Source organism: Rhodococcus sp. DT1, from assembly GCF_049844875.1.
GTDB lineage: Bacteria > Actinomycetota > Actinomycetes > Mycobacteriales > Mycobacteriaceae > Rhodococcus.
Genome location: NZ_JBNCLW010000008.1, coordinates 1 through 19030 on the forward strand (window position 1 = coordinate 1; position 19030 = coordinate 19030).

16 protein-coding genes are annotated in these 19030 nt (G+C 67.3%); 13 read left to right on the top strand and 3 right to left on the bottom strand.

Features of this window, described 5'->3' with window-relative positions; genetic code table 11:
• The first annotated feature begins 294 nt into the window (after window positions 1-294).
• From ACLQ3J_RS19030 to nrdF, 7 genes are all read left to right on the top strand, one after another.
• Window positions 295-870, top strand: a complete 576-nt coding sequence (locus ACLQ3J_RS19030; RefSeq protein ID WP_425904156.1) for a (2Fe-2S)-binding protein — start codon at window positions 295-297, stop codon at window positions 868-870.
• The gene (locus ACLQ3J_RS19035; protein ID WP_425904157.1) at window positions 867-1868 is read left to right on the top strand and encodes an FAD binding domain-containing protein; all 1002 of its coding nucleotides are present in this window, start codon (window positions 867-869) and stop codon (window positions 1866-1868) included. The genes ACLQ3J_RS19030 and ACLQ3J_RS19035 overlap by 4 nt, the downstream gene beginning before the upstream one ends.
• Window positions 1865-3955, top strand: coding sequence for a xanthine dehydrogenase family protein molybdopterin-binding subunit (locus ACLQ3J_RS19040; RefSeq protein WP_425904158.1), 2091 nt, complete (start codon window positions 1865-1867; stop codon window positions 3953-3955). The genes ACLQ3J_RS19035 and ACLQ3J_RS19040 overlap by 4 nt, the downstream gene beginning before the upstream one ends.
• A 331-nt stretch (window positions 3956-4286) precedes the next feature.
• Window positions 4287-4517 (top strand): redoxin NrdH, encoded by a 231-nt coding sequence (locus tag ACLQ3J_RS19045; RefSeq protein ID WP_169619677.1) that lies wholly within the window; start codon window positions 4287-4289, stop codon window positions 4515-4517.
• A 106-nt stretch (window positions 4518-4623) separates the two neighbouring features.
• On the top strand, window positions 4624-5076 hold the full coding sequence (gene nrdI, locus ACLQ3J_RS19050; RefSeq protein ID WP_296549440.1) for a class Ib ribonucleoside-diphosphate reductase assembly flavoprotein NrdI: 453 nt from the start codon (window positions 4624-4626) through the stop codon (window positions 5074-5076).
• 202 nt (window positions 5077-5278) lie between these two features.
• Complete coding sequence (nrdE, locus tag ACLQ3J_RS19055) at window positions 5279-7360, top strand: class 1b ribonucleoside-diphosphate reductase subunit alpha (RefSeq protein WP_378528717.1); 2082 nt, start codon at window positions 5279-5281, stop codon at window positions 7358-7360.
• A gap of 52 nt (window positions 7361-7412) precedes the next feature.
• On the top strand, window positions 7413-8420 hold the full coding sequence (nrdF, locus tag ACLQ3J_RS19060; RefSeq protein WP_169619674.1) for a class 1b ribonucleoside-diphosphate reductase subunit beta: 1008 nt from the start codon (window positions 7413-7415) through the stop codon (window positions 8418-8420).
• Window positions 8421-8501: 81 nt separating this feature from the next.
• Here nrdF and ACLQ3J_RS19065 read toward each other — a convergent pair whose 3' ends face one another.
• Together ACLQ3J_RS19065 and ACLQ3J_RS19070 are read right to left on the bottom strand one after the other, a co-directional pair.
• A complete protein-coding gene (locus ACLQ3J_RS19065) occupies window positions 8502-8978 on the bottom strand; it encodes an NUDIX hydrolase (RefSeq protein ID WP_169619673.1) in 477 nt (158 codons plus the stop codon).
• 14 nt (window positions 8979-8992) lie between these two features.
• The gene (locus ACLQ3J_RS19070) at window positions 8993-10057 is read right to left on the bottom strand and encodes an ABC transporter substrate-binding protein (RefSeq protein WP_169619672.1); all 1065 of its coding nucleotides are present in this window, start codon (window positions 10055-10057) and stop codon (window positions 8993-8995) included.
• Between the two features lie 287 nt (window positions 10058-10344).
• On the opposite strand from ACLQ3J_RS19070, the gene ctaD reads away from it, so the two are divergent.
• The 3 genes from ctaD to ACLQ3J_RS19085 all read left to right on the top strand — a co-directional run bounded on the left by ctaD (window position 10345) and on the right by ACLQ3J_RS19085 (window position 14254).
• A complete protein-coding gene (gene ctaD / locus ACLQ3J_RS19075; RefSeq protein WP_169619671.1) occupies window positions 10345-12105 on the top strand; it encodes an aa3-type cytochrome oxidase subunit I in 1761 nt (586 codons plus the stop codon).
• Between the two features lie 144 nt (window positions 12106-12249).
• The gene (gene serB / locus ACLQ3J_RS19080; protein WP_169619670.1) at window positions 12250-13497 is read left to right on the top strand and encodes a phosphoserine phosphatase SerB; all 1248 of its coding nucleotides are present in this window, start codon (window positions 12250-12252) and stop codon (window positions 13495-13497) included.
• Window positions 13487-14254, top strand: coding sequence for a peptidyl-tRNA hydrolase (locus ACLQ3J_RS19085; protein WP_425904159.1), 768 nt, complete (start codon window positions 13487-13489; stop codon window positions 14252-14254). The genes serB and ACLQ3J_RS19085 overlap by 11 nt, the downstream gene beginning before the upstream one ends.
• Window positions 14255-14284: 30 nt before the next feature.
• Here the strand turns inward: ACLQ3J_RS19085 and glgX are convergent, their stop codons facing one another.
• Window positions 14285-16480 (bottom strand): glycogen debranching protein GlgX, encoded by a 2196-nt coding sequence (glgX, locus tag ACLQ3J_RS19090; RefSeq protein ID WP_425904160.1) that lies wholly within the window; start codon window positions 16478-16480, stop codon window positions 14285-14287.
• A gap of 50 nt (window positions 16481-16530) precedes the next feature.
• Between glgX and ACLQ3J_RS19095 the strand changes: the two genes are divergently transcribed.
• The 3 genes from ACLQ3J_RS19095 to ACLQ3J_RS19105 are packed head-to-tail and all read left to right on the top strand — an operon-like array spanning window position 16531 to window position 19030.
• The gene (locus ACLQ3J_RS19095; protein WP_169619668.1) at window positions 16531-17355 is read left to right on the top strand and encodes an ABC transporter ATP-binding protein; all 825 of its coding nucleotides are present in this window, start codon (window positions 16531-16533) and stop codon (window positions 17353-17355) included.
• A 52-nt stretch (window positions 17356-17407) separates the two neighbouring features.
• The gene (locus ACLQ3J_RS19100) at window positions 17408-18241 is read left to right on the top strand and encodes an NUDIX hydrolase (protein ID WP_425904161.1); all 834 of its coding nucleotides are present in this window, start codon (window positions 17408-17410) and stop codon (window positions 18239-18241) included.
• A 9-nt stretch (window positions 18242-18250) separates the two neighbouring features.
• Entirely contained in the window at window positions 18251-19030 is a 780-nt protein-coding gene (locus tag ACLQ3J_RS19105) for an enoyl-CoA hydratase/isomerase family protein (RefSeq protein ID WP_425904162.1), read from the top strand.

Sequence of the window (19030 nt, forward strand, 5' to 3'; positions counted from 1 at the left end):
CGGCCAGGGCTACGCGTCCGGCCTCGCGGGAATCGCCCGCGACTACGGTGTCAGCATCGGCTGACCCCGCAGGCGCGGCGCGGGGGGGGGGGCCGGCCCGCCCCGCCGCCCCCCGGGGGGCGCCGCCACGACCGGCCCCGGTCCCGCATCAGCGGGACCGGGGCTGTTGCGTCTCCGGTAGCTGCCGAGACCGGATTCGAAAGACCCCGGCATCGAGAGACCTCCGACGGCGGGATTGGAGTCGCGGCGGACGGGGAATGCCCGGACGACAGCCCACCGTTGGGAGGACGACCCATGGCATCCGAGACCGCCGACGCGGGCACGGCTCCGCCCGGCCTGCACGAACACTCCGTCACCTTCAGGGTCGACGGCACCGAACGACACTGCACCGTCGATGCCGGCACCACCGTGCTCGACGCCCTCCGCGACCGCCTCGGCGTCACCTCGCCCAAGAAGGGATGTGACCTCGGCCAGTGTGGCTCGTGCACCGTCCTTCTCGACGGACGGCGCAGGGTCACGTGCCTTGCGCTCGCCGTCGCACACGACGGTGCCGAAATCGTCACCGCGGCGGGCTTGGCCGCCGACGGACCGCACCCCCTGCAAGAGCGCTTCCTCGAGCGGGACGCCTTCCAGTGCGGGTACTGCACGCCCGGGCAGATCTGCTCGGCGATCGGCATGCTCGACGAATACGCCCAGGGCGACCCGAGCCATGTCACGGAAGAACTCGGCGTCACGCCCGACCTCGACGACGACGAGATCCGGGAGCGCATGAGCGGCAACCTGTGCCGTTGTGCCGCCTACCCCAACATCGTCGACGCGATCAGGGATGTCGCAGAGCAGGATGTCGCAGGGAAGGGGGCGACCGAATGAGGCCCCTTCGCTACGAACGACCGGCCGACGCCGCGACGGCGGTCGCGACCGTGCACGACAACCCGGACGCGGTGTTCCTCGCATCCGGCACCAATCTCGTCGACCACCTCAAGATCGGCGTGGCGACTCCGGGAATGCTGGTCGACATCTCGCACCTGCCGCTCGACTCGGTGGAGAGCGCCGCGGACGGAGGGCTCCGGATCGGCGCGAACGTGCGCAACAGCACGCTTGCCGTGCACCCCGACGTGCGCCGCAACTATCCGATGCTCACGCGTGCACTCCTGTCGGGAGCGTCTCCGCAACTGCGGAATGCAGCTACCATCGGCGGGAACCTCCTGCAGCGCACCCGGTGCGTGTACTTCCGCGACGTATCCACACCGTGCAACAAGCGTGAACCGGGCAGCGGGTGCTCGGCACTGGGCGGATACACCCGCTACCACGCGGTGCTCGGCGCCTCGGAGGACTGCGTTGCGACACACCCGTCGGATATGGCGGTGGCCATGCTCGCCCTCGATGCGGAGGTTCTCGTTCTGGGCCCGGACGGGGAGCGCACCGTTCCGCTCGAAGAGTTCTATCGTCTGCCGGGCGACCGGCCCGACCTCGATACCGCCCTCGACCGCGACGAACTCGTTGTCGGCGTGCATCTTCCGCCGCCGCAGACCACCGTGGCGACGTATCGCAAGGTCCGCGACCGCGCGTCCTACGCGTTCGCCCTGGTCTCGGTCGCTGCCGAACTGACCGTCTCGGGCGGCACGATCACCGGGTGCCGTATCGCCTTCGGCGGGGTCGCGCACCGGCCGTGGCGCGCACACCGCACCGAAGCTGCTCTTCTCGGAGAGCGCCCGGGGGAGGACCTGTTCGCGCGGGCGGCCGATGCGGAACTGGTCGATGCCCGGGCCCTCGACGGCAACGCGTTCAAGATCCCCCTGCTGCGCCGCACGGTCGCCGCCGTGCTCCGCGACCTCGCCGGACTCCACGACGAAGGGGTATCCGCATGACACACAGCGCCACCCGTGCCGTCGGCACATCCACCACCCGGGTCGACGGGCCGCAGAAGGTCGCCGGGACCGCGCCCTACTCCTACGAGCACCCCGTACCCGATCCGGCCTATCTGGTGCCGCTGGTGTCGACGATCGCGCGGGGGACGGTGGACCGCATCGACACCGCTGCCGCCGAGGCGGTCCCCGGTGTCATCACGGTGCTCACCCCGTGGAACGCTCCCCGCCTCACCGACGAGGCCGAGGGTGAATACGTCGTGCTGCAGAACCCCGACGTGCTTTTCCGGGGTCAGCTCATCGGTGCGGTCGTGGCCGAGAGTCCGGAAGCCGCGCGGTACGCGTGCGAGCTGCTGTCGGTGGAGTACACGAGCACCGATCACGACGCCCGCTTCCGGCCCGACCACCCCGACGCCTACAAGCCGGAGACGGCCAACGGGGGATATCCGCCCGACTCCGAGCGGGGTGACGCGGACGGGGCGATCGCCGCTGCCGACGTGGTGATCGACGAGTGGTACTCCACCCCCGAAGAGCACAACAACCCGCTCGAACCTCATACGGTCGTCGCGCTCTGGGACGGGGAAACCCTCACCCTCTATACCTCCACGCAGCATCCGCACGGGGTCGTCTCGGCACTCGCACCGGCCCTCGGCCTCGACTCCTCGACCATGCGGGTGGTCTGCCCGTACATCGGGGGCGGCTTCGGGTCGAAGGGCGGACCCCACGCGCACGACGTGCTCGGTGCGCTCGCCGCCAAGGCGGTGCCCGGCCGCGCGGTGAAGTTCGCCGTCTCCCGGCACGACATGTTCGGGTATGTCGGGTACCGCTCGCCGACGGCCTCGCGCGTCCGGCTCGCAGCCCGCAGCGACGGCCGGCTCACCGGCATCGTGCACGAGGCCTACGTCCAGAGTTCCCATGTCACCGAGTTCGTCGAGCAGGCCGCCGTGCCGCTGCGGAATCTGTACGACGCGGCGAACGTGCGCACGTCCCATCGGGCGATCCCCCTCGATGTGCCGGCACCGTTCTGGATGCGGGCGCCCGGTGAAGCACCCGGCATGTTCGCCGGCGAGGTGGCGATGGACGAACTCGCGGTGGCATGCGGGATCGACCCCGTCGAACTGCGCATTCGCAACGAACCGGAGTCCGACCCCGAGACCGGGAAACCCTGGTCGTCGCGCCGGCTCGTCGAATGCCTCCGCGAAGGCGCGGAGCGATTCGGCTGGGATCCGTCCGATCGGTCGCCGGGAACACGCAGCGACGGGCGGTGGCTCACCGGCACCGGTGTCGCGGTCGCGACCTACCCCCACATGGTCAAGCCCGGTTCGACAGCCTCGATCGGGTACCGCGGAAACGGACGGTTCCAGGTCCGGATCGGGGCGGCGGACCTCGGCACGGGTGCGTGGACCGCGCTGACCCTCATCGCGGCGGACGCGCTGGATGTGGCCGCGGAACAGATCGATCTCGAACTCGGCGACAGCGCGCTGCCCTTCGGGACCGTCGCGGGCGGTTCCTCGGGCACGTCGTCGTGGGGCAACGCCATCGTGGCGGCGGCCGGAACGTTCCGGACCCGATTCGGGGACTCTCCGGAGCCGGGAGACGAGGCGTCCGCGACAGCGGGCGAGAACGCCGACCTCGAGAGCTACACCCCCGCCTCGTTCGGCGCGCACTTCGTCGAAGTCCGAGTCGATCGCGACACCGGCGAGATCCGGGTGCCGCGCATGTTCGGCATGTTCTCGGTCGGACGCGTCGTCAATCCGCGCACCGCCCGTTCGCAGTTCATCGGCGGCATGTCGTTCGGTATCTCCATGGCACTGTTCGAGGAGAGCATTCGCGACCCGCGGTTCGGGCACGTGCTCAACCACGATCTCGCGGAATACCACGTACCGACGCACTCGGACATCCGCAACGTGGACGCCGCATGGCTCGACGAAGACGACTTCCACGCCACGGCCGTGGGATCACGAGGCATCGGAGAGATCGGCATCGTCGGCAGCGCGGCAGCGGTCGTGAACGCGCTGTGGCATGCGACCGGGGTGCGGGTGCGGAGCCTGCCCGCCCGGCTCGACGACCTGCTGCCCGCACTGCCGTAACGGGCGCGCCACCGGCACCCCGCGAGGGTGTCGGTGGGTGGCGTCACACTGTGCTCGGGGCCATGGTCGGCGCGCCCCGCCGCGACACGCCGTACGGGCCCCTGAACGTGCATGTCGGCGAGGTGCGACCTGGGAATATCACACCTGTAACTCACAAGATCCTGGGTTCTGTGTATCTGTCGGACACAAGGTGTAGTGTCTAGACCGCTGGAGGGCCCAAGGGTCGCCGGTCTCTCGGGGAAGTGAGATCGGGCGGATTCGGTGGGCATTCGAGCACCGCGCAGCAGTCAGTCGTCAGGCCGTCACGGCCATCGTGAACTAAGGGGCACCCATGAACATCACCGTCTACACAAAGCCTGCCTGCGTCCAGTGCAATGCCACCTACCGTGCCCTCGACAAGGCCGGCATCGAGTACGACGTCGTCGACATCACCGAGAACCCGGAAGCCCGCGACTACGTGATGGCGCTGGGCTACCTCCAGGCTCCCGTCGTCGTCGCCGGTGACGATCACTGGGCCGGTTTCCGTCCCGATCGCATCAAGGCGCTCACGGTCGCAGCCTGAGTGTTCGTGTCGTCCGCTTCCGCGGACCGGTCGCAGTCCGCTGCGGCAGTAGTTCTTTGCCCGACCGAGCCGGTCTTCGCAATCGATTGAAGAGTGGTGAACACCGATGACCTCGCAGGGTCCGTCCCCGGGTACGTCGCTGGTGTACTTCTCGAGTACATCGGAGAACACCCACCGGTTCGTGCAGAAGCTCGGGATCCCGGCGACGCGGATCCCGCTGCACGACCGTGAGGGCACCTTCGAAGTGCACGAGCCGTACGTGTTGGTGGTGCCCACCTACGGCGGCGGGACCACCGCCACCGGGCGCGACACGCACTACGTCCCCAAGCAGGTCGTCCGATTCCTCAACAACGAGCACAACCGGGGTCTGATCCGGGGTGTGATCGCGGCAGGGAACACCAACTTCGGGGAGTCGTACTGTTTCGCGGGCGACATCGTGGCGCGCAAGTGCCGGGTCCCTTACCTGTATCGATTCGAGCTGATGGGCACCGCCGACGATGTCGAGCGTGTCCGTGCCGGGCTCGCCCACTTCTGGGAGTCGGAGCTGCAAACCGCATAGGCCGCACCGCCGCGCCCCGAAACTCATGGGGCACATCGTCATTCGTATCCATTTCGACGCGCGTCGCACACGTGACAGCGCGGCCACGTTCCTTTATTCGATAGGTGGGGACAGCACTGTGACCATTACCGATCCCGATCCCGTCAAGAGCCCGAAGCTGGACGAGTCGCTCAAGGGCCTCGACTACCACGCGCTCAACGCCATGCTGAACCTGTACGGCCCCAACGGTGAGATCCAGTTCGACAAGGATGTCGCCGCTGCGCGCCAGTACTTCCTGCAGCACGTCAACCAGAACACCGTGTTCTTCCACAACCTCGACGAGAAGCTGGATTACCTCATCGAGGAGAACTACTACGAGCCCGAGGTGCTCGACAAGTACTCCCGCTCGTTCGTCAAGACGCTGTTCCAGCATGCTTACGCGCAGAAGTTCCGTTTCCCCACGTTCCTCGGGGCGTTCAAGTACTACACGTCGTACACCCTCAAGACGTTCGACGGGAAGCGCTACCTCGAGCGGTTCGAAGATCGCGTGTGCATGGTGGCGCTGACTCTCGCCGACGGCGACGAGATCCTTGCGACGCACCTGGTGGACGAGATCATCTCCGGCCGCTTCCAGCCCGCCACGCCGACCTTCCTGAACTCCGGTAAGAAGCAGCGCGGCGAGCCGGTCTCGTGCTTCCTGCTCCGCATCGAGGACAACATGGAGTCGATCGGACGCGCGATCAACTCCGCCCTGCAGCTGTCCAAGCGCGGAGGTGGTGTTGCCCTGCTGCTGACCAACATTCGCGAGCACGGCGCGCCGATCAAGAAGATCGAGAACCAGTCCTCCGGCGTCATCCCCATCATGAAGCTGCTCGAGGATTCCTTCTCGTACGCCAACCAGCTCGGTGCGCGGCAGGGTGCGGGCGCGGTCTATCTGCACGCCCACCACCCCGACATCTATCGGTTCCTCGACACCAAGCGTGAGAACGCCGACGAGAAGATCCGGATCAAGACGCTCTCGCTGGGGGTCGTGATTCCGGACATCACGTTCGAGCTGGCGAAGAAGAACGACGACATGTACCTGTTCTCGCCGTACGACGTCGAGCGCATCTACGGCAAGCCGTTCGCCGACATCGACGTCACCGAGAAGTACTACGAGATGGTCGACGACAAGCGCATCCGCAAGTCGAAGATCAAGGCGCGTGAGTTCTTCCAGACGGTCGCCGAATTGCAGTTCGAGTCCGGCTACCCGTACATCATGTTCGAGGACACGGTGAACCGCGCGAACCCGATCGCGGGCAAGATCACCCATTCGAACCTGTGCTCGGAGATCCTGCAGGTGTCCACGCCCTCGACGTACAACGACGACCTGTCCTACAGCCACGTCGGCAAGGACATCTCGTGCAACCTCGGTTCGCTCAACATCGCGAAGACGATGGACTCGCCCGACTTCGCGCAGACCATCGAGGTCGCCATCCGGGGTCTGACCGCCGTGTCCGACCAGACGCACATCAATTCGGTTCCGTCGATCGAGCAGGGCAACAACGATTCCCATGCCATCGGCCTCGGTCAGATGAACCTGCATGGCTACCTCGCGCGCGAGCGGATCTACTACGGCTCCGACGAGGGCATCGACTTCACGAACATCTACTTCTACACGGTGCTGTTCCACGCGCTGCGTGCGTCGAACAAGCTCGCCATCGAGCGGGGCTCGCACTTCAAGGGATTCCCGGAGTCGAAGTACGCGTCGGGCGAGTTCTTCGACAAGTACACCGACCGGACCTGGGAGCCGGCGACGGAGCGGGTGCGGCAGTTGTTCGCCGAGTCGGGCGTGGAGATTCCCACGCAGGACGACTGGCGTGAGCTGAAGGCGTCGGTGCAGCAGCACGGCATCTACAACCAGAACCTCCAGGCCGTCCCGCCGACGGGTTCGATCTCGTACATCAACAACTCCACCAGTTCGATCCACCCGGTGGCGTCGAAGATCGAGATCCGCAAGGAAGGCAAGATCGGCCGCGTCTACTACCCGGCTCCCTACCTGACCAACGACAACCTGGAGTACTTCCAGGATGCCTACGAAATCGGGTACGAGAAGATCGTCGACACCTACGCCGCGGCGACCCAGCACGTCGATCAGGGCCTGTCGCTCACCTTGTTCTTCAAGGACACGGCATCCACCCGCGACGTGAACCGGGCGCAGATCTACGCGTGGCGCAAGGGCATCAAGACGCTGTACTACATCCGCCTGCGGCAGATGGCGCTCGAGGGCACCGAGGTCGAGGGTTGCGTCTCCTGCATGCTGTGATCCGACGTCCACGACACCCGTTGCACACGAACACCGATCAGGTAGGTAACCGATGACCTCAGCACCGCACGCGCACTCGCCGGCGGACGGCCTGCGCGTCAAGCTCATCGATCGCGTCTCCGCGATCAACTGGAACCGCGTTCCCGACGAGAAGGACGCCGAGGTGTGGGATCGCCTCACCGGCAACTTCTGGCTTCCGGAGAAGGTGCCGGTGTCCAACGACATCCCGTCGTGGGGAACGCTCAACGCATACGAGCAGCAGCTCACGATGCGGGTCTTCACGGGACTGACCCTGCTCGACACCATCCAGGGCACGGTGGGCGCTGTCTCGCTGATTCCCGACGCGGTCACTCCCCACGAGGAAGCTGTCCTCACGAACATCGCGTTCATGGAGTCGGTACACGCGAAGTCGTACTCGAACATCTTCTCGACCCTGTGCTCGACGCGTGAGATCGACGACGCGTTCCGGTGGTCGGAGGACAACGTGAACCTTCAGCGCAAGGCGCAGATCGTCCTGGACTACTACAAGGGCGACAACCCGCTCAAGCGCAAGGCCGCCTCGACGCTGCTCGAGTCGTTCCTCTTCTACTCGGGCTTCTACCTGCCGATGTACTGGTCGTCGCGGGCGAAGCTGACCAACACGGCCGACATGATCCGCCTGATCATCCGTGACGAGGCCGTGCACGGCTACTACATCGGCTACAAGTACCAGAAGGGCCTCGAGAAGATCACTCAGGCCGAGCGCGACGACCTCAAGGATTGGGTCTTCGAGCTGCTCTTCGAGCTCTACGACAACGAAACCCAGTACACCGCAGACCTGTACGACGAGGCAGGCCTGACCGAGGACGTCAAGAAGTTCCTCCGGTACAACGCCAACAAGGCGCTGATGAACCTCGGGTACGAGGCGCTGTTCCCGAAGGACGAGACCGACGTGAACCCGGCTATCCTGTCGGCGCTCTCGCCGAATGCCGACGAGAACCACGACTTCTTCTCGGGTTCGGGTAGCTCCTACGTCATCGGCAAGGCTGTCGTCACCGAGGACGACGACTGGGACTTCTGACCGGATCCCTCACAGTCGGTCCCGGCGGCCGGGTGCCACGCACACAGTGCGGCGGCACCCGGCCGCCGGGCTTTCGTGGCGTCAGGGGCGGCGGAACCATGCTTCGGGGCGGCCCGCGAGAGCTTTGCCGAGCCGTAGCCGCGAGGTGTCGGTCAGCGGTTCGGGGAGAGAGTCGGGGGAGAACCACCCGACCTCGAGATTCTCGTCGTCGGCCACCCGGGCACTGCCACCCACGGCGCGCATGAGAAATGCCACATCGAGATACTGCGCTTCGTCACCGTTCGGATAGACGATCGGAGCGGTGACGTCGACGCTCGTGAGCCGGACGACTTCCGCGTCGACGCCCGTTTCCTCGTGCACTTCCCGGATCGCCGCTGCCGCAGGTTCTTCGCCTGGCTCGAGGATGCCCGAGACGACGGCCCATTTTCCGTTGTCCGCGCGGCGGGTGAGCAACACCCGGTGATCGTCGTCGACGACGACGGCGCTCACTCCGGGCAGCCACAGCGGTGCTGTGCCGACCTGAGCGCGGAGTCGGAGAACGAAGTCGGGGACCGGCATCGCGTATTCCTCTTCTATCCGGAGTAACCGTTGAGACCCACGCCGAGGTCCTCGAGGATCGCGCGCGCTGCGACGGGACCGGGTGTGGACCACACCTCGTCGGCTACGGAGAACAACCGGTTGTCGGTGACCGCGCCGAGGTCGAGCCACGGATCGGTGCGCATGATCTCGGTGCCGCGCTCGAGTCCGTCTTCGCCGTCGAATCGGACGAAGATCACATCGCCGTCCGCTGCCGCCGGATCGTCCGCGGCGAAAGCTTCGGTCGGGCGGTTGTCGACGACCCCGAACCGCTGTGCCGGCGGCCGTGCGGCGCCGAGATCTCCGACGACCTGTCCGGCGAACGACGCCGTGCCCTCTATCTCTCCACCGTCGGCGGTGAACCGCACGATCGAGGCCTGAGTCTGGGACGACACCAGTTCGCGTCCGAGGGCGGCAGCCTCGGCGGCGTAGGTGTCGAGTACCGCCTGCGCGGCGGCGTTGCGTCCCAGGGCTTCGCCGACGCGGAGGAACTGATCCCGCCAGAACACGGGATCGGAACCGACCAGCACGGTGGGGGCCACCGCGGACACCGATCGGTAGACGCTCTCGTCGGCCGCCGACCCCAGGATCAGATCGGGGCGGGCCTGCTCGATCGCGGCGACATCGGGCGCGCCCTCCGGCCCGACGGTGGGCAACTCGGAGATGCCGGTGCCGAGATACTCCGGCCTTCCGTCGGCGTCGACGGTGGCGCCCACGACACGCTCCCACAAGCCGAGTGCGCACACGGCGTCGAGCGCTGCCTCGTCGAGCACGACGATGCGCTGCGCGTCGGCCGGAACCTCGGTGACCCCGGCGGTGTGGACCATCCGCCGTGTGCCGGTCGGCGGAACGCCCGCATCCAGAGGAGACGGAAGGGCGCACGCGGTGCTGGTGTCACGGTCGATGCCGACCACGGATGCGCCGGCGATGCGGGTGGTCGTGCGCACGATGGTCGAGGCGTCGTCGTCGGCGGGGGTGGAACAACTCGCCAGTACGGTCGACGTCGCGGCAGCGATCGCGAGGGACGCGACGACTGCGCGGGACCGGTGCACAGCTAACACTTCAGACCACTCCTGACGGACGGGCTCGAACCAGGGGACGGCTCAGGCTATCTCGTGTGGCACACGCCGCCGACAGTGTCCCGCAAGCTCGTTGGGACCCGTTCCTGTGATCCGCAGCACAGGCTCTGTGGTGAGTCCCGGGCTCCATGCCAGGTAGCGTGGCGGCGAATACGACAGCGAGTAGGACCCGGCGGGCGACCGGTTTGCGGAGGGTCTACGATTCGATGAGCGCAAGCCAGAGAACGTTCGCCTCCAGCCCGAGGCCGAGCGCGCATTCAGGAGGATTAGTGACTGCCGTAGCGCCCCAGCCAGTCCCAGAGTTAGCGGTAGCGAGGCCATACCCGCCGCGGCAGGGACCCAAGGGTTCGTTCATCTACAAGATGATCACGACAACAGACCCCAAGATGCTTGGGCTCATGTACCTGGTCACCTCGTTCGCGTACTTCCTCATCGGTGGCCTGATGGCCCTGCTGATGCGTACAGAGCTCGCGGTTCCCGGTCTTCAGTTCTTGTCGAACGAACAGTTCAACCAGCTGTTCACCATGCACGGCACGATCATGCTGCTGATGTATGCGACGCCCGTGGTGTTCGCCTTCGCGAACTACATCCTGCCGTTGCAGATCGGCGCGCCCGACGTGGCGTTCCCGCGTCTGAACGCGTTCAGCTACTGGCTGTACCTGTTCGGCGCGACGATCGTCATGCTCGGCTTCGTGACCCCCGGTGGTGCCGCCGACTTCGGCTGGACCGCGTACACCCCGCTCACCAGTGAGCTGCATTCCCCGGGTGTCGGCGCGGACTTCTGGATTCTCGGTCTCGGTGTCATGGGCCTGGGCACCATCCTCGGCGCGGTCAACTTCATCACCACCGTCGTGTGCATGCGCGCTCCCGGTATGACGATGTTCCGGATGCCGATCTTCACGTGGAACATCCTGATCACCGCCCTGCTGATCCTGCTCGTGTTCCCGCTGCTGACCGCTGCGTTCTTCGGGCTGTTCGTCGACCGTCATCTCGGTGGCCACATCTACGACCCGGCTACCGGCGGTGTGCTCCTCTGGCAGCACCTGTTCTGGTTCTTCGGTCACCCCGAGGTGTACGTCATCGCGCTGCCGTTCTTCGGCATCGTCTCGGAGATCTTCCCGGTCTTCAGCCGCAAGCCGATCTTCGGTTACACCGGCCTGGTCTACGCGACGATCGCCATCGCGGCGCTGTCGATCGCGGTGTGGGCGCACCACATGTACGCCACCGGCGCCGTGCTGCTTCCGTACTTCTCGTTCATGACGTTCCTGATCGCCGTCCCGACGGGCGTGAAGTTCTTCAACTGGATCGGCACGCTGTGGAAGGGGCAATTGACCTTCGAGACACCGATGTTGTTCTCGGTCGGCTTCATCATCACGTTCCTCTTCGGTGGCCTGACCGGCGTCATCCTCGCGAGCCCGCCGCTCGACTTCCACCTGCACGACTCGTACTTCGTCGTGGCGCACTTCCACTACGTGCTCTTCGGCACCATCGTGTTCGCCACGTACGCCGGCATCTACTTCTGGTTCCCGAAGATGACGGGCCGCATGCTCGACGAGGGTCTCGGCAAGTGGCACTTCTGGCTGACCTTCGTGGGCTTCCACACCACCTTCCTGGTGCAGCACTGGCTCGGTAACGAGGGCATGCCGCGTCGCTACGCGGACTACCTGCCGTCGGACGGGTTCACCACGCTCAACACGATCTCGACCATCGGTGCGTTCGTGCTCGGTGCTTCGACCCTGCCGTTCCTGTGGAACGTGTTCAAGAGCTACCGTTACGGCCAGGTCGTCACGGTCGACGACCCGTGGGGCTTCGGTAACTCGCTCGAGTGGGCCACCTCCTGCCCGCCGCCGCGGCACAACTTCACCGAGTTGCCGCGCATCCGGTCGGAGCGCCCCGCGTTCGAACTGCACTACCCGCACATGGTCGAGAAGATGCGCGCCGAGGCGCACGTCGGACCGGGTAGCCACAAGCACAGCGTGAACGTGCTCGAAGGCGCCGACCGTACCCCCGGCGACGTCCCGCGCTCCTGATCGACCCGCTCTACGCACCGAAGCCCCGCCCGTCTCCACGGGCGGGGCTTCGGCCGTTCCGGGCCCGTACCCCGACGCGGAGCCGACCGCTCGAACTGCGACAATGGATAGGCACGTGCTGCGTCCGCACGTGCCTCGACGACAATGATCGGAGACGTTGTGGCGTCTGACAGCACGGTGCTCGTGACCGTGACCGGACCGGACCATCCCGGCGTGACCTCGGAGCTGTTCGCAGCGCTGACGAGGTATGACGTCGACCTGCTCGACGTCGAGCAGGTCGTGATCCGCGGGCAGTTGACGCTCGGCGTCCTCGTGGTCTGCCCCCGCGATGTCGAGGCGTTGCAGGACGAGGTCTCGTCGGCCATGGCCGCCATCGGCATGCGCGCCGAAGTGCAGATCGGCGTGGCGCCCGGCAGCGGCCACCCGGTGTCCACCCACGCCGTCGTCGTGCTGGGCAGTCCGTTGAGTGCGCGCGCGTTGCGGTCGGTGGGACGCACGCTCGCCGCGCAGGGCGCCAACATCGATTCCATCCGCGGCATCGCCGACTATCCCGTCACCGGACTGGAACTGATGGTCACCGCACCGGACACCGATTCGGATGCCGACTCCCGTTTGCGCAAGGCCCTCGCGGAACTCGCCGCCGGTATCGACGTGGACATCGCGGTGGAACGCGCCGGTCTCGCCCGTCGCGCGAAGCGTCTGATCGTCTTCGACGTGGACTCGACTCTGGTGCAGGGCGAGGTCATCGAGATGCTCGCTGCGCACGCGGGCGTCGAGGACAAGGTCCGCGAAGTCACCGAAGCCGCGATGCGGGGCGAGATCGATTTCGCGCAGTCGCTCGAACAACGCGTCGCCACACTCGCCGGCCTGCCCGCCAGTGTGATCGACGAAGTCGCCGATCAGATCGAACTCACCCCCGGCGCGCGCACCACCATCCGGACGCTGCGTCGGCTCGGGTTCCGCTGCGGCGTCGTCTCGGGCGGTTTCCGCCAGGTCATCGAAGGCCTCGCTCACGACCTCGAACTCGACTTCGTGCGCGCGAACACTCTCGAGATCGTCGACGGAAGGCTCACGGGCCGCGTTGTCGGCGACATCGTCGACCGTGCCGCAAAGGCGCACGCGCTCCGGGAATTCGCCGCCGAGGCGGGTGTGCCCATCGAGCAGACCGTGGCCGTCGGCGACGGTGCCAACGACATCGACATGCTCGGTGCCGCAGGGCTGGGTATCGCGTTCAACGCGAAGCCCGCGCTGCGCGAGGTCGCCGACACCGCATTGTCCTACCCGTATCTGGACGCCGTGCTCTTCGTCCTCGGTGTCACGCGGGACGAGGTGGAAGCCGCCGACCGGGTCGACGGAACGTTGCGACGGGTACCGCTCGATCGTGGTGCCTGAACCCCATCCGATCTTCACCGACCCCGGGTTCGCACAGCGGCACGCCGTGCTCGCCCGGGGTTACGGAGACCGGCCCGACCCGGGCGACCCGGCGTCGGTGCTGGCGATGCCGATCGTTCTCCACATCCCGAAATCCGATCCGCCCGACCGGAGTTCGCTGCTCGAGGCCGCCGCAATCGCCACCGTCACACTGTGCCTGGATCCGCGGGTCGGGCCGGGCCCGGACGGAGAGCCCGGACCGTGGCAGGAACCGTTCCTCGCGTGGAACGACGCCCGGATCCGCAAGGTCAGCCGTCGTGCCCGCGGCGCGCAATGGCGTGCCGCGCAGGAGGTCCCCGGTGTCACCGTCGACCACGCCGGCGCCCAGGCGCGGGCACTGGTCCCCGGTCCGGTAGGAGCCCTCGACCCGAGGATCTCCCGGTTGCAGATCGGCGGCACCGATGTTCCGCCCGACAGTCCGCCCTCCCCGCCCGCCGGTGTTCCGGTGCTGTGGGTCGACGGAACTCTCGGTATGACGGTGGGCAAGGCCGCCGCACAGGTCGGTCACGCCTCGATGCTGCTCGCCGGCGCGATGCCGCTCGAGTCCGCGCGCCAGTGGGCGGCCGCGGGTTATCCCTGTGCCGTCCGTGAGGCGACCCCCGCGCGATGGCGCGAACTGCTCGCGCACGTCGAGAACGGATCTGCCGTCGCGGTGAAGGACGCCGGGTTCACCGAAGTCGCGCCCGGTTCGGTCACCGTCGTCGCACAGGCAGAGTGACCGTCGCGACGACAGCGACGCCGCACCGCGTCATCCCGGCGTGGACCCGTGGTGGTCGGAGCCGGAGTGCGTTGGGTCCGTGGGTATTTCGTCTCGCAGTGCGGTTCGGAACACCAGTACGGCCGGACCGGTCAGCGTAAACTCGGTGCCCACCGGGTGAGGCGCATCGTCGACGGGTGAGCCGTCGACAGTGCTCGAGTCGAAGACACACATGATGTCGCCGCGATACCACTCCGGCCCACCCAGCGTCAGGGTCGCGGCGCCCCCGGCGTGCAGAACGAACAGACCACTGCTGTCGGGGAGCCGTATCCCCGCGCGGGTGGTGGTGCCCAGCCCCGATCCGTCGACCCACCCTTGAAGGGTGCGGCGGCTCTCGTCGTGCCAGCCCGCGTAGTCGAGTTCGGTGCCGTCGATCCCGAACCACACCAGGTCGGGGTGGCCGTCGGTCCTCGCCCGCCCGTCGAAGAACCGTCGCCGCCGTAGCACCGGCACGACGTTCCGGAGCCGGAGAAGCCCGCGCACGTACGCGAGCCGGTCGAGGTCGGCGTCTTCCCAGTCCAACGGCCACGCGTCGGGTACCGGTACATCCTCCGGAACGCAGTACGCGTTGTTGTTGCCGTGCTGGGTGTGACCGAGTTCGTCCCCGGCGAGCAGCATCGGTGTCCCGGTCGAGAGCAGCAGCGTCGCGAGCAGCGCGCGGACGTGCCGGTCGCGCGCGGCGACGATCTCCACGTCGTCGGTGGGACCTTCCACCCCGTGGTCGACCGATTCGTTGTGGTCGGAGCCGTCGCGGCCGTCCTCACCGTTCGCCTCGTTGCGCTTGTGCCGGTACGACACGAGGTCGGTGAGCGTGAATCCGTCGTGCGCGGTGATGTAGTTGACCGACATCGCGGGCTGCCGCTGATCCCGCCGGAACAGATCCTCCGAGCCGGTGAGCCTCGAGGCGAGTTCGCGCACACCCGAGTGCCCCGCCCAGAAGCGGCGCGCCGTGTCGCGGTACTTGTCGTTCCATTCGGCCCACTGCACACCGAAGCGTCCCAACTGGTAACCGTGCCCGGTCGCGTCCCACGGCTCGGCGATGAGTTTGAGGTCGGTGAGCACCGGGTCGGTGGTGATCGCGGTGAGCAGAGCCCCGCGCGGGTCGAACGCACCACCGCGCGGCCGCGCGAGCGCGCTCGCGAGGTCGAACCGGAACCCGTCCACACCCATCTCCTGCGCCCAGTACCGCAGGCTGTCGCACACCATCCGGACGGCGATGGGGGAGGAACCGTCGATCGTGTTGCCGCAGCCGGTGAGGTCGATGTCGTGACCGTGGTGGTCGAGCAGGTAGTAACCGGGCGCGTCGAGACCGCGCCACGACAGGTTCGGTCCCGCCACCGACCATTCGCACGTGTGGTTGTAGACGACATCGAGAACGACTTCGAGTCCGGCGCTGTGCAGCGCGCGGACCATCGTGCGGAACTCGGCGATCTCCTCACCCGGTGTCGCGGCGTAGGCGGGGTGCGGAGCGAAGTACGACGCGGTCGAATACCCCCAGTGATTGCGCATCCCGCGCGCCCGGACCGGGGGTTCGGTGAGAAAAGCCTGGACCGGCAGGAGTTCGACCGTGGTCACTCCGAGCTGCACGAGATGGTCGATCACCGCCGGGTGGCAGAGCCCGAGGTAGGTGCCGCGCAGATGCGGGGGTACCTGCGGATGGTGCGCGGTGTACGAACCCACGTGCAGTTCGTAGACGACGGTGTTCTCCCACGGTATGCCCGGCCGCTGCGGGGTGTCGGCGTCGGAGGCCGTCACCACCGACAGCGGCGTGTGCCCGAGCGAGTCCACAGTCGACATCGCGTCGAACGGGCCGCCGTCGTACGCCAGCAGCCTGGCTGCGTCACCCATCTCGCCCGTGATCTGCCGTCCCCACGGATCGAGAAGGATCTTGTACGGATTGGTGCGCAGGCCGTGGCGCGGATCCCACCGCCCGTGCGCGCGATAGCCGTACCGTTGCCCCGCGCCGACACCGGGGACCACGCCGTGCCACACGCCGTAGGTGAAATCGGGGAGGTCGATGCGCTGTTCGTGCCCGTCCTCGCCGACGAGACACACCTGGACGCGGTCGCTGTGCGGGGCGTGCACGGCGAACCGGGTACCGGAACCGACAACCGTCGCGCCGAGGGGGAACGGCGACCGGTCGTGCAGGGCGGCGGACGGGACGGATTCCGAGGAGGGTGACGACACAGGGATGATCCTGCCGCGTGTCGCGCCCGGACGTAAGACAAGATGGACGCGTGGCACAACCTGATCCCGATTTGCTCATCGAATTCGAAGACGTTCTGGTGCGGCGTGGAGGCAACGTCCTCGTCGGACCCGTGACCTGGAAGGTGGAACTCGACGAACGCTGGGTGGTGCTCGGCCCCAACGGCGCAGGCAAGACGACGCTGCTGCGCATCGCGGCGGCCGAGACGTTCCCCACGTCCGGAACGGCACACGTGCTCGGCGAAACGTTCGGCCGGACCGACCTGTCCGAACTGCGGACCCGCATCGGCCTGTCGTCGGCGGCGCTCGCGAACCGCGTGCCGTTCGACGAGAAAGTCCTCGATCTGGTGATCTCCGCCGGATACGGCGTACTCGGCCGATGGCGCGAGCGCTACGACGACATGGACACCGAGCGCGCGATCGAGATGCTCGAGAGCCTCGGCGCCGAACATCTCGCGGACCGCTCGTACGGAACGCTGTCGGAGGGCGAGCGCAAACGCGTGCTCATCGCCCGCGCGCTCATGACCGATCCCGAACTGCTGCTGCTCGACGAACCCGCGGCCGGCCTGGACCTGGGTGGCCGCGAGGAACTCGTCGCGCGGCTCGGCGTGCTGGCCGCCGACCCGGACGCCCCGGCCACCGTCCTCATCACGCACCACGTCGAGGAGATCCCGCCCGGGTTCACCCACGCGTTGCTCCTCAAGGAGGGCACGGTCGTCGCGCAGGGTCTGCTCGACGACGTCATCACCGGGGAGAACCTCAGCGAAGCGTTCAGCCAGGCCATCACGCTGGAACAGGCGGACGGCCGGTTCTTCGCACGCCGTACCCGCGAGCCGGGACGCCACCGTCGCGGGTGACACGACGGGCGCCCGGCATGGTGTGCGTCACGTGATCCGATAGTTTGAGGCCATGTCCCACGATCGCTCGGTGAGCTCCTTCGACCCCGCCGCGGTGCCGATCCGCGGTGCTTCCACAGTGATGCTGGTACGCGACTCCGCACGGGGAGTGGAGGTGTTCCTCCAACAGCGCGTGGTCGGCATGGACTTCGCCGGAGGGATGACCGTGTTCCCCGGCGGCGGGGTCGATCCGTCCGATACCGACGCGTCGGTGCGGTGGTCCGGTCCGGACGTCGCATGGTGGGCGGAGCGGTTCGCCACCGACGAGGCGACAGCGCGCGCACTGGTGCTGGCGGCCGTGCGGGAAACGTTCGAGGAATGCGGTGTCCTGCTGGCCGGACCGGACACCGACACGCTCGTCGCCGACACTGCCGTCTACGCCGGTGCGCGCCGCAAGCTCGAGGCCCGCGAGCTGTCCTTCGGCGATTTTCTGGCGCGGGAAGGACTCGTGCTGCGCGCCGACCTGCTGCGCCCCTGGGCCAACTGGATCACGCCCCTGGGAGAGCGACGCCGGTACGACACCCGCTTCTTCATCGCCGCCGCACCCGACGGACAGCGCGCGGACGGCGAGACGAGCGAGGCCGACGAGGTGCGCTGGCGCACCGCCGCGGAAGAACTCGAGTACTGGCGGTCGGGACGGTGCGTGCTGCTTCCCCCGACCTGGACGCAGTTGACGGACCTGGCGCGATACCGGACGGTCGCGGAGATCATGGCCGCGGAGGTGACCGTCGAACCGGTCCTTCCCGTCATGAGCAAGCGGGATGGAATGATCCACATCTCGTTCGACGGCGAGGACGGTTACTACGCGGTCGGGTCGCATCCGTGGGCCCAGCGCGCCGACCTCTAGGCTTCGTGCATGCCTGAATTCGTGACGCTCGAGGTTTCCGACGGTATCGGCACCATCCGGCTCGACCGGCCGCCGATGAACGCGCTCAACCGGCAGCTCCAGGAGGAGCTTCGGGAGGCCGCGCGGGAAGCGTCGGTGCGGGACGACGTGAAGTCGGTGATCGTGTACGGCGGGGAGAAGGTGTTCGCCGCCGGCGCCGATATCAAGGAACTCGCCGAGATCGACTTCGTCCGGATGAGCCGGATCGTGGGCGATCTGCAATCCGCGCTGGGCTCGATCGCCGACATTCCGAAGCCGACCGTCGCCGCGATCACCGGGTACGCGCTCGGCGGTGGCCTCGAACTCGCCCTCGGCGCCGACAGGCGGATCATCGGGGACAACGTGAAGCTGGGGACGCCCGAGATCCTGCTCGGCGTGATCCCCGGTGGCGGCGGCACACAGCGCCTCGCCCGGCTGGTGGGGCCGTCGAAAGCCAAGGACATCGTGTACACCGGCCGGTTCGTCGGGGCGGACGAGGCTCTGGCGATGGGTCTCGTGGACGAGGTCGTGGCACCGGACGACGTGTACGAGGCGGCCCGCCGGTGGGCCGCGCAGTTCACCACGGCGGCGTCGCGTGCGCTTGCGGCAGCCAAGGCTGCGATCGACCAGGGCCTCGAGACCGATCTCGTGACCGGCCTCGCCATCGAACAGCACCTGTTCGCGTCGCTGTTCGCCACCAAGGATCGCACCATCGGCATGAAGTCGTTCCTCGCCGACGGGCCCGGGAAAGCCGATTTCGTCGGCGAATAG